11 protein-coding genes are annotated in these 10,561 nt (G+C 56.7%); 7 read left to right on the top strand and 4 right to left on the bottom strand.

The genetic code is table 11. The features are described 5' to 3' along the window. Positions 1-458: 458 nt before the first annotated feature. Both EYC95_RS26145 and EYC95_RS26140 read right to left on the bottom strand, forming a co-directional pair. Entirely contained in the window at positions 459-938 is a 480-nt protein-coding gene (locus EYC95_RS26145; RefSeq protein ID WP_131062900.1) for a DUF934 domain-containing protein, read from the bottom strand. Then, positions 935-2,608 carry a nitrite/sulfite reductase gene (locus tag EYC95_RS26140; RefSeq protein ID WP_131062899.1) on the bottom strand — a complete coding sequence of 558 codons (1,674 nt, stop codon included), beginning with the start codon at positions 2,606-2,608 and terminating at the stop codon, positions 935-937. The genes EYC95_RS26145 and EYC95_RS26140 overlap by 4 nt, the downstream gene beginning before the upstream one ends. 377 nt (positions 2,609-2,985) lie before the next feature. On the opposite strand from EYC95_RS26140, the gene ccoN reads away from it, so the two are divergent. Next, positions 2,986-4,413 carry a cytochrome-c oxidase, cbb3-type subunit I gene (ccoN, locus tag EYC95_RS26130; protein WP_131062898.1) on the top strand — a complete coding sequence of 476 codons (1,428 nt, stop codon included), beginning with the start codon at positions 2,986-2,988 and terminating at the stop codon, positions 4,411-4,413. Between the two features lie 15 nt (positions 4,414-4,428). Then, the gene (locus tag EYC95_RS26125; RefSeq protein WP_131062897.1) at positions 4,429-4,650 is read left to right on the top strand and encodes a cbb3-type cytochrome c oxidase subunit 3; all 222 of its coding nucleotides are present in this window, start codon (positions 4,429-4,431) and stop codon (positions 4,648-4,650) included. A gap of 130 nt (positions 4,651-4,780) precedes the next feature. Here EYC95_RS26125 and EYC95_RS26120 read toward each other — a convergent pair whose 3' ends face one another. Continuing rightward, positions 4,781-5,275, bottom strand: a complete 495-nt coding sequence (locus EYC95_RS26120) for a hypothetical protein (RefSeq protein ID WP_131062896.1) — start codon at positions 5,273-5,275, stop codon at positions 4,781-4,783. A gap of 245 nt (positions 5,276-5,520) precedes the next feature. Between EYC95_RS26120 and EYC95_RS26115 the strand changes: the two genes are divergently transcribed. From EYC95_RS26115 to EYC95_RS26095, 5 genes are all read left to right on the top strand, one after another. Next, a complete protein-coding gene (locus EYC95_RS26115) occupies positions 5,521-6,888 on the top strand; it encodes a hypothetical protein (protein ID WP_131062895.1) in 1,368 nt (455 codons plus the stop codon). A gap of 54 nt (positions 6,889-6,942) precedes the next feature. Then, on the top strand, positions 6,943-7,272 hold the full coding sequence (locus EYC95_RS26110) for a hypothetical protein (RefSeq protein WP_131062894.1): 330 nt from the start codon (positions 6,943-6,945) through the stop codon (positions 7,270-7,272). Beyond that, a complete protein-coding gene (locus EYC95_RS26105; protein WP_256657003.1) occupies positions 7,269-8,201 on the top strand; it encodes a halovibrin HvnC in 933 nt (310 codons plus the stop codon). The genes EYC95_RS26110 and EYC95_RS26105 overlap by 4 nt, the downstream gene beginning before the upstream one ends. Positions 8,202-8,257: 56 nt before the next feature. After that, a complete protein-coding gene (locus EYC95_RS26100; RefSeq protein ID WP_131062892.1) occupies positions 8,258-9,184 on the top strand; it encodes a halovibrin HvnC in 927 nt (308 codons plus the stop codon). A 127-nt stretch (positions 9,185-9,311) separates the two neighbouring features. Then, complete coding sequence (locus EYC95_RS26095) at positions 9,312-10,004, top strand: aspartate/glutamate racemase family protein (protein ID WP_131062891.1); 693 nt, start codon at positions 9,312-9,314, stop codon at positions 10,002-10,004. A gap of 1 nt (position 10,005) precedes the next feature. Here EYC95_RS26095 and EYC95_RS26090 read toward each other — a convergent pair whose 3' ends face one another. Next, positions 10,006-10,527: a GNAT family N-acetyltransferase gene (locus EYC95_RS26090; protein WP_131062890.1), complete on the bottom strand. Its 522-nt coding sequence runs from the start codon at positions 10,525-10,527 to the stop codon at positions 10,006-10,008. Positions 10,528-10,561: the final 34 nt, after the last annotated feature.

The following is a 10,561-nucleotide window of genomic DNA, read 5'->3' as shown; positions in this document are numbered from 1 at the left end:
CGGTTTACGTTCCACGCTTCCTTCCCACACTCGGTCGCCCTCATGCAGTTGCGCTTCGCTTCATTCGCTGTGGCCAGCTCAAGAGAGGACTTTCACCTCTAGGATGGCGCCCATGCTGGGCGCACAAATAACTGGCCCACAGCGCCACAATCAGCAACAGCGCAATCAGCCCCAACATCTTTTTGCCCACGCTCAAACCAGACTCCTTTCTTTGCCAACTCCCTGATGAGGCGCGGACTCTACCAAAATGCCATCAGCGCCCCAAGCAAAAACACAAGAGCAAGCCTGTAGCAGCTGTCGAGCTTGCGAGGCTGCGTTCGGCGACGAAGTCGTCGTAAACCCTGCAAACGCGGTTTTCCTGTAAACCGCATCGCTTGATTTCACGACGACTTCGTCGCCGAACGCTGCCTCGCAAGCTCGGCAGCTGCTACAAAAAAAGCAGTGTTGGAGCTTGTGTGTCAGCGTCTTCTGAACAACGGCCGCGGTTCAATCACCGAACGCCCGTACAACACGCTCATCCCGGCCAGTCCCTTCAGCGCGTCCTCAGCGGATTTGTCTTCGCGCACCGCAAAGCTGTCGAAACCGCATTGGCGCATGTGGCTGAGCTGATCGCGCAGCACATCACCGACCGCGCGCAACTCTCCCGTCCAGCCCGATCGAGTGCGCAGCAGGTACGCCTGGCTGTAACCGCGACCGTCGCGAAAACTCGGGAAATCCAGCGCAATCAGCGGCAATGAGTCAAACCACGGCTTGAGGCTTTCCACTTCATCATCCGGCCCCAGCCATACCGCATGCTGCGCCGGCTCCAGAAGCCAGCGACTCAACGGTAATATCAGCGGCCCGGCCGGTAACTCACCCTCCAGTTCCCGGACCATTACCCACGGATCGTCAGCTACAATCCGCGCCACACCCTCCTCTAGTCGCAGCAGATTGTTCATGCCGAGACCTCCAGCACCTTCGGATAAACCTTCTCCTTGAATGGCTCAAGACCGATGCGTTGCAGAGTGTCGACGAACAGTTCTTCGCTCTCGCGGTAACTGACGAACGTAGCGATGATCCGCTCGATTACCTCGGGCACTTCGGCGGCGCTGAAGGACGGGCCGATGACCTTGCCCAGGGCGCTGCTCTTGCCCTGGCTGCCGCCGAGGGTGATCTGGTACCACTCGCTGCCGTTCTTATCGACCCCCAGAATGCCGATGTTGCCGATGTGGTGGTGACCGCAGGCGTTCATGCAGCCGGAGATGTTCAGGCTGATGTCGCCCAGGTCGTGGAGGTAATCCAGGTCCTCGAAACGGCCTTGGATCGCTTGGGCAATCGGGATCGATTTGGCGTTGGCCAGCGCGCAGAAATCGCCGCCGGGGCACGCGATGATGTCAGTCAGCAAACCGATATTGGCGCAGCCCAGTCCTTGCTCGCAGGCCAGGCACCACAGCGTATAGAGATCAGCCTTGGGCACGTCCGGCAGCACGATGTTCTGTTCATGGGCGATGCGAATCTCGCCGAAGCCGAACTGCTCGGACCACTCGGCCACGGCCGTCATCTGCTCGGTCGTCACGTCCCCCGGCGGTGAGTCGAAGCCCGGTTTGGTCGACAGCACGACGCTGGTGTAACCCGCGACCTTGTGCGGCTGGACGTTGCGCGTGACCCAGCGCGCGAAGGCTGGGTTCTCGGCCAGGTGTGTGCCGAAATCCAGGTCAGTGTCGGACAGTGAACGGTAGTCGGGGGACACGAAGGCACTGGCGACACGCTCATACTCGACGTCGGTCAACTGCGCCGGGCCGTCCTTGAGGTACTGCCATTCCTCCTCCACTTCCTTGGCGAAGGCTTGGATGCCCAAGGCCTTGACCAGAATCTTGATCCGCGCCTTGTATTTGTTGTCGCGTCGACCGTGGCGGTTGTAGACCCGCAGCACCGCCTCGACGTAGGACAGCAAATGCTGCCACGGCAAGCCCTCGCGGATCTGCAGGCCAAGTATCGGCGTGCGCCCCAGCCCACCGCCAACGATGACCCGCAACAGCATCTGCCCACTGTCATCGCGATAAAGGTAGAGCCCGATGTCATGCATCATAATGGCGGCGCGGTCCTGCTCCGCCGAGCAGATGGCGATCTTGAACTTGCGCGGCAGGAACAGGAACTCCGGGTTGATGGTCGACCACTGGCGCAGGATCTCGGCCAGCGGTCGTGGGTCCATCAGCTCGTCCGCCGCCACACCGGCAAACGCTTCGGTGGTGATGTTACGCACGCAGTTGCCGGAGGTCTGGATTGCGTGCATCTCGACCTGGGCCAGCCGTTCGAGAATGTCCGGCACCTGCGCCAGTTCGATCCAGTTGAACTGCATGTTCTGCCGGGTGGTGAAGTGGCCATATCCGCGATCATAGTCCCGGGCGATGCTCGCCAGCGTACGCATTTGCCTTGCGCTCAGGGTCCCGTAAGGGATCGCCACACGCAGCATGTAGGCGTGCTTTTGCATGTACAGGCCGTTCTGCAAACGCAGCGGCAGGAACTCTTCTTCACTCAACTCGCCCGTCATGAAACGCTCGACCTGATCGCGAAACTGCGCAACGCGTTCGAAGACCAGGGCCCGGTCATAGTCATCGTACTGATACATGTGGCTACCTCATCAGGGTCTGGCATTGAACCTGTGGGAGCGGGCTTGCTCGCGAAAGCGTTGTGTCAGGCGACATCACTGCTGACTGTGCCACCGCCTTCGCGAGCAAGCCCGCTCCCACAGGGAATGTGGTGCGCTCGGGCTCTGTGGCTCGTTTGAGGTGTCGACTATGAACCTGCAGCGCAGTGCGTTACAGATTCACCTGAATACTAAAAAACCATATCAGAGCGCGTCAGATCACAGCAGGCATGCCTTGCATCTGATCCGCATAAACTCGGTTTTTCTGAGTCTGTTTTGTTTCCGACAGGGTTTCTACAGTTGACGGCATGCCAGTCCGGGTGGCCTGGCAAGACTTTGCAACCGTGGAAGCATTGACCATGAGCACAGCAACAATCGGACAGGCCTATAACTACAAGGTCGTCCGCCAATTCGTCGTGGCAACCATCGTATGGGGTGTCGTGGGAATGGCGATGGGGGTATGGATTGCCTCTCAGCTGGTGTGGCCCGAGATGAACCTCGACCTGCCGTGGACCACCTTCGGCCGCTTGCGCCCGCTGCACACCAGCCTGGTGATTTTCGGCTTTGCCGGCAGCGCGCAATTCGCTGCCAGCTACTACGCGGTGCAGCGCACGTGTCAGGTGCGGCTGTACTCCGACAAACTCGCCGCGTTTACTTTCTGGGGCTGGCAGTCGGTGATTGTGGTGATGCTGATCACCCTGCCGCTGGGCTACACCACCACCAAGGAATATGCCGAGATCGAATTTTCCGGCGCGGTGTGGATGACCGTGGTGTGGGTCGCTTACGCCATCGTGTTCTTCACCACCGTGGTGCAACGCAAAACCAAACATATCTATGTCGGCAACTGGTTCTTCGGCGCCTTCATCGTGGTGATTGCGATGTTGCACGTGGTCAATCACCTGTCGATTCCGGTGGACTGGTTCAAGTCATACCCGGTGTATTCCGGTGCCACCGACGCGATGGTCCAGTGGTGGTACGGGCACAACGCCGTAGGCTTTTTCCTGACCACCGGATTCCTGGGGATGATGTATTACTTCGTACCAAAACAAGTCGGGCGACCGGTGTATTCCTATCGTCTGTCGATCGTGCATTTCTGGGCGCTGATCACCCTGTACATCTGGGCTGGCCCGCACCACTTGCACTACACCGCGTTGCCGGACTGGGCGCAGTCACTGGGGATGGCGATGTCGCTGATCCTGCTGGCGCCGAGCTGGGGCGGGATGATCAACGGGATGATGACGCTCTCCGGGGCCTGGCATAAGTTGCGCACCGACCCGATCCTGCGCTTTCTGGTGCTGTCGCTGGCCTTCTACGGGATGTCGACGTTCGAAGGGCCGATGATGGCGATCAAAACGGTGAACGCCCTCTCCCACTACACCGACTGGACCATCGGCCACGTGCATGCCGGCGCCCTCGGTTGGGTAGCGATGATCACGTTTGGCGCCATCTACCACATGGTCCCGAAAGTCTTCGGTCGCGAGCAGATGTTCAGCACGCCGCTGATCAACCTGCACTTCTGGCTGGCGACCATCGGCACGGTGTTGTACATCGCCTCGATGTGGGTCAACGGCATCACCCAAGGGTTGATGTGGCGTGCAATCAACAACGACGGCACGCTGACCTATTCGTTCGTCGAGGCGTTGCAGGCCAGCCATCCGGGGTTCGTGGTGCGTTTTGCTGGCGGCGTGTTCTTCCTTAGCGGGATGTTGCTGATGGCGTACAACACCTGGCGCACCGTGCGGGTTTCGGACGTGGCGATGGCCGAACTTGAAGCGCAGATTGCCTGAGGCGAGGAGCTAAAGATGACCGAGATTGTGCTGAATCTGTTTGGAGTCGTGGGGTTTTGGCTGGCGATCGAGTATTGCTTGAAACATCAGACGGCTGAGAGTCTGGAAGATGCCAGCCTGATGCCGTTTGCCGATGACCCTGAGGTGGCGCGGCGGGTGGAGCTGGCGACCGGGAAGACCGTAAAAGCAGTGGCGCCGGAAGAAGCCAAACCCGGTTGGGGCAACCTCGAAATCTGACACACACCAAACCAATGTAGGAGTGAGTCTGCTCGCGATTGCGGTTTAGCATTCAACATTTATGTTGGCTGTCCCACCGCCATCGCGAGCAGGCTCACTCCCACAGGGTTCTGTACCAGGCTCGGTGGATTCAGCCACGTTCGCGGGGAATAAGACTCTGCAACTGCTGCGCCAGGAAGTTTGCATCGAACGCAAACGTATCCGGGTCCTTCAACCCATTGGTCTTGCGCCATTGCCAGTTGGTCGACGGTGGCAGGCACACCAGCGAAATGCTGCCATAGCGCGCTGCCGTCAACCCCATCACCGCCAACGAAATCTGACCACCGACACCCATCACATCCGGCACAAACTCCACCGGTTTACCGGCGATGACAATGCCCAGTTTCTCGGTCTTGAACGTCGACGTCTCGACCGGAACACTCGGCCCTGAAGCGACATACACCTCGCGACTCACCTCCAGCAGATTCGGCGCCTGGACCGGTTCCAGCCACTGCTGGATCTGATCGAACAGTTCACCGATACGCGTCGTCCACACGGCTGATTGCGACTCAAACATTTGCTTCTTGTGCGCTTCGCTTTCTGCGTAGTGGCGAAGCATCTCGCCCAGTTGCTGTATGTCGTCCATTGCGGTGTTCCTTTGGTTGAAGCGGTGCTGCGGAAATCAATCATGGCAGATGCAAGCCACCGGCGTACGACAAAGCTGACGTGTGATCGCCCTTTAATGATGGATGAATACGACCAACGGTTACCTTTCAAGGGGTTTACTGCCTTTTACCTGTCAGATCTGACAGTAGCTGATGCCCACGTGTTGGTGTTTGATGGTCTCGCAGTCGAGATACGGATCAAACACACAACCGGGGGCCGCAGATCATGAGTTACCCACTATTGGCAATAGACAAAATATTTATTCCCCGGTGGGCGACGCCGGTCATTCATCCCGACGGTCCCGAGGGCGGTGTCGGGCTAATCCTGGTAACACCCGCCGGCGTTCAAGTGTTGGTCGACCCCTGGTTCAACATGAGTGAATACGATACTGCAGAGCTGTTGATTAATGACCTGTCCACGGCCGTCGACTCCAAAATTATCCAGCCGGGTGAGGAAAACAAAAGATTCACGTTGAATCTTCCGGGCGGGTTCGTGCAAAACGGTATCAACCGGGTTCGTTTGAAAGTCACACGTATCAGTCAGGGACCAGAAACGTCGGAGGACCTCGTCTTTCTCTTTAACACCCCCCGGCCTGGCGGTGAAGTTACCGGATCCGGGGACAATCCCAACCTTGGAATGACTCTCCCTGCGGATGTAGTCGCCAAGGGGCTGGATGCCAATCGCGCGGCGCAAGGGGTAGACGTCACACTCAAGTACCCTTACATGCGGGCGCACGACAAAATTACGCTCGATTGTGATGGCCATACTGTCCTGCATACAGTGACGGCAGCACAAGCCGCCGCCGGCACAGTGGTGTTGAGGCTTTTTGCAGATGCGTTCAAAAATGATAATCCCCAATTTGCAATGCGCTTCAGGGTCGTGGATCAAATTGGAAACTCATCCGGCCCGCAGGCAATCTGGTCGCGCACGGCTTACATCGATGTGCATATCAAACGACCGGTTCTGGATCTGAAACCGCCTAAAGTGCTGGAGGCCTTTGGAAATGATGGCAAGGAATTGACGTTTGATGACATGTACTCGGCCGAACACGCCAGAGTGCAAGTTGCTTATACCGGCTCGCTCAGCGGGCACACCGTCAAAGTGTATTGGGTTGGCCGAAACAATACCTATGGCAGTGAAGTTCAAACGATCGGGCAACCTGGCCAAACCCTGACATTCCTGATCCACCGTCTGGATGTCATCGACTGTATTGGCAGCGGCGCGAATGTGTATTACACGGTGGAATATTCCGGAATTCCAACCCCGATCCGGTCGCGCTCACTGAACCTCACCGTTACACATCAAAGATTTCATCTGCCTGAGCCCACACTGTCGTCAGATAAACGCACGGCAACCGTCAGTTATGTCGGCATGACCAGCGGATATTTGGTACGCATTGCCTGGCACGGGAAAGTCACTCGTTATGGTCCCGAAGTACCTATCACCAATACTGCTCAGATGAGGCTGTCCATTGATCCTGCCTGGATTGCTGAAAGTGCAGGACTGCCGGTGCGTATCAACTTCACGATTCTTCGCGCCGGCAGTGGTGATCGCTTGATGTTTTCGTGGATCTTGCGCTTGCAAGTCGAATAACAAACACAACAGCAAAAAAATATCTAAATATTCAGCACCCTCAAGGACGACATTATGAATCGCCACGTCTGGTCATTGCTTTTCGCAGGATTTTTCATAAGTCATCACTCAGCATCGTATGCAGATACGTTAACCAACAGCGCAGCAGAAGGCCGAAAAATAATCACACTGCAACGCTGTGCAAAATACATCGAAACCGCCGAATGGTTTCTACGGGACTACAAATGGCCTATCGCAATCACTCCCACTCCCTGCGCAAGAGAGACACAGGTAGAACAAACACCTTATCTTTTGGATGAACTTACACGGGACTATTCCAATAGTAAATACTGGAAAAACACCCATGGACTGCGTCAGCCTGTTGATGAAGGAACCTTATCGTGAAAAATTTATTCCTTATTGTATTCGTCGCATTAATCATGGGTTGCTCACCCACCCGCACAATTTTACCGAATGATGTCGGCGTCCTTGACAGCCCTGCCGCCCGGAATGGCGCGGCAGTAGCGGCCCAGCTAATAACGCTTTACGGTAGGAAGTTCCCCAATTGCAACAAGGTCGACTCTCAACCGGCGTTCTTGTGTTCTGGCGTAACACTCAGGGTGACCGTAAAAGATCCCGCTGGGCACTACAAAGTGTGGGATCCCAGTCCTGTCTCAGTAAAAAGCGGCGGTATTTCAGCCTCTTACCTGAGGGCCGACGCAAACTTCGGGCGCCTCGCATGGGGTTATGGCAATGGCTACATCTTTTACCCCTTTCTTGAACAACCGGCCGGGCTGGATCAGTTGCACTATTTATGCTCCTACACCATGGACGCTTGGGGTTGGCATCGCAGTCCAACGGAAGTTTGCGGGCCATCAGCCACTTATCCCGTACAAAGCAAACGTTGCCAGGATGCCGGTGTAACTACTGCAGCACAAGCGGTAGCTGTATGGAATATCCCGGGGGGCAGTCCTAATTTGCGCCAATGTGGTTTCGATGTCTCGGACGATCGCAATATGTTGGCAGGGCCTGCGTTTTACCAATCCTTACTGGCGAAGTCCATGCTGGGCACTACAGGCTTTAACGAACATAACGAGATCATCATTCGTACCTGGCCTGCTGGACGTGCCAATTGGTTGCCTATCATGGCGTTCTTTTTCATCGCCGGCGGCTCTAATCAAGGATTGGCGGATGCGCAATACAATCAAAAAGACTTCTACAATTCAACCAATCCGAAAAGGATTGTCCCCATCATTCGCCTGACACCGTCCGCCAGCGCAACCGGTATTACCACTTTTACGTACGTTGCCGCCGACCAGGCGGTCGGTCTATGAGCACGCCCGGAAGTTAATACAAACAATTAAAAGTACAACTTAAAACGGATAATAATATGAAACGAATTATATTAACGCTTTTTGTCGCGTCCGCCCTCGGGTGCGTACATGTCGACAGCCCAACCCAAGACTTTACAGCGTCCAGTGCATCGCAGGTGGCCATGACAGGACCGGAGGTCGTCACCTTGCTAACGACACTTTATAACCGGGTCGACCCCAACTGTAAAAACTTTCCCACCGCACCGGCATTTTTATGTTCGGGCATTGTACTCAGAGTCACGGACAAAAAGCCTGGCGAAACGCATCATGTATGGAATCCGAGCGATACTTCTGTTAGAAACGACGGTGTTTCGTTTTCCTACATCAGAAAGGATGCAAATGTCGGGCGACTCGCATGGGGGAAAAACAATGGCTACATGTTATACCCCATCTTCGGGGCGCCGCATGACAAGGTCGATCTCGATTTCCTTTGCTCCTTCCCCATCGACGGCTGGACCTGGAACCGAACCACACCGTGCGGTGCTCACGCGTCGTTTCCTTCTCAAAGCCAACGTTGTCGCAGTGCAGGTGTGACCACGGCAGAACAATGGAAGGCCGTTTGGGACAGCTCACCGACCAATCAACATATTCGCCAATGCGGTTTTGATGTTTCGGAGGCAACAGGTAAACCGGCTGCAGATGCTTTTTATCAATCCGTACGGGCAAGAGGGATGTTAGGCGCAACCGGATTTAACGAACAAAACGAAATCGTCATCAAGACATGGTCACAGAATATGCAGCAGACGCTGCCCCTGATGGCCTTCTTTTATATCTTCGGGGGGAACAATGACGGTCTTGAGGAAGCCCGTAACAACCAGAAGGATTTTTATGACTCCACCAACCCAAGGATCTGGGTGCCCGTCATAAGGCTCATTCCGTCTTCGTTACGTTCCGGCAACGCAAGTTTTCAATACGCCGCCTCGGATCAACTGGTCTCACCTTGATCGCCCGCGCCCGCATACCCCTGAAGCGGGCGCTTCAGGGCGAGCGAGACATAATCCACCCAATACACTGGCATCACCTGCCCAAAACGATGGACACTCTCCCCAGTTGGAAAAATCGGAGAGTTACATGCGCACCATCGGCCTTATCGGCGGCATGAGCTGGGAGTCCAGCGCCGAGTATTACCGCCTCATCAACCAACAGGTTCGCGACCGGCTCGGGCCGTTGCGTTCGGCGAAATTGCTCATGTACAGCGTCGACTTCGGCCCTGTCGAACAGGCCCAGCATGCGGGTCGCTGGGACGATGCGGCGGCGATTCTGGTGGATGCGGCGCGGCGGTTGGAAGCTGGCGGCGCCGAGTGCGTGGTGCTGTGTACCAACACCATGCACAAGGTGGCCGGGCAGATTCAGGCAGCCATCAATATTCCGTTTTTGCACATCGCCGACCCGACCGGGCAAGCCGCCGTGGATGCCGGTGCACTGAAGGTCGGTTTGCTCGGGACTGCCTTCACCATGGAACAGGTTTTTCTCAAGGATCGCCTGAGCGCGATGGGCTTGACGGTGCTGGTGCCGGACGCCGAAGAACGCAACGCCGTGCACCGGATCATCTATGACGAGTTGTGCGTCGGGGTGATCAACGAAGCGTCGCGCAAGGTGTATCAGCGCGTCATCGAGTCGCTGACCCGGCGAGGTGCCCAGGCGATCATTCTCGGCTGCACCGAAATCGGCCTGCTGATCAAACCCGAGCACTGCGCCCTGCCCTTGCTCGACACCACCGAACTGCATGCGCAGGCGGCGGTGGCTTTCGCATTGGGCGACTGAATCAGTCAGATCGGGGCGTGCGACGCAGGCGCGCCATGCTCAAGGTATCGACCAGCCGGCCGTCCCGCACGGCGTAGTCGCGGAACAGGCCTTCGGTCTCGAAGCCGAACTTGCGGTAGAGCCCGATGGCCGCTTCGTTGTCGGCGTACACCGAAAGCTCGACCCGTTGCAGGTTCATCCAGTTGTCGGCGACGTCCAGCGCAGCCGCCAGCAGTTTTGCCCCCAAACCTTTGCCCTGCCATTCCACCGCGACCGCCATGCCGAGACTGCCGGCATGGCTGCGGCGGATCCGCGAGAACTGTTCCAGGCCAATGTTGCCAATGACCATTCCCTGATGCAGCGCAACCAGTTTCACCAGCCGCTCGTTATCCGATGCCAGGCGTTTACGCCAGACTTCAGTGGATTGAAACGGCATTTGCAACACCTGACGGGTAATGGCCGGGTCGTTGTAGAGCGCGGTGACACCGTCGATGTGGGATTCGCTGAAGCGTTCGAGGGTGATGGCAGGTTCGGTGGCGGGCATGGGTGACTCATCCTTGATGCAGACATGGCCGGCA

Origin of the sequence: Pseudomonas sp. BGI-2, from assembly GCF_004310295.1 — a bacterium.
Classification (GTDB): Bacteria; Pseudomonadota; Gammaproteobacteria; order Pseudomonadales; family Pseudomonadaceae; genus Aquipseudomonas.
Note: the sequence above shows the minus strand (reverse complement) of the source record. Positions and strands in the feature narration are given on the sequence as shown.

Excerpts from the sequence above, each read along its gene's own strand:
- EYC95_RS26120 (WP_131062896.1), bottom strand. The coding sequence starts at position 5,275 with ATGGACGACATACAGCAACTGGGCGAGATGCTTCGCCACTACGCAGAA.
- EYC95_RS26100 (WP_131062892.1), top strand. The coding sequence starts at position 8,258 with ATGAAACGAATTATATTAACGCTTTTTGTCGCGTCCGCCCTCGGGTGC.
- EYC95_RS26095 (WP_131062891.1), top strand. The coding sequence starts at position 9,312 with ATGCGCACCATCGGCCTTATCGGCGGCATGAGCTGGGAGTCCAGCGCC.
- EYC95_RS26145 (WP_131062900.1), bottom strand. The coding sequence starts at position 938 with ATGAACAATCTGCTGCGACTAGAGGAGGGTGTGGCGCGGATTGTAGCT.
- EYC95_RS26125 (WP_131062897.1), top strand. The coding sequence starts at position 4,429 with ATGACCGAGATTGTGCTGAATCTGTTTGGAGTCGTGGGGTTTTGGCTG.
- ccoN (WP_131062898.1), top strand. The coding sequence starts at position 2,986 with ATGAGCACAGCAACAATCGGACAGGCCTATAACTACAAGGTCGTCCGC.
- EYC95_RS26140 (WP_131062899.1), bottom strand. The coding sequence starts at position 2,608 with ATGTATCAGTACGATGACTATGACCGGGCCCTGGTCTTCGAACGCGTT.
- EYC95_RS26115 (WP_131062895.1), top strand. The coding sequence starts at position 5,521 with ATGAGTTACCCACTATTGGCAATAGACAAAATATTTATTCCCCGGTGG.
- EYC95_RS26090 (WP_131062890.1), bottom strand. The coding sequence starts at position 10,527 with ATGCCCGCCACCGAACCTGCCATCACCCTCGAACGCTTCAGCGAATCC.
- EYC95_RS26110 (WP_131062894.1), top strand. The coding sequence starts at position 6,943 with ATGAATCGCCACGTCTGGTCATTGCTTTTCGCAGGATTTTTCATAAGT.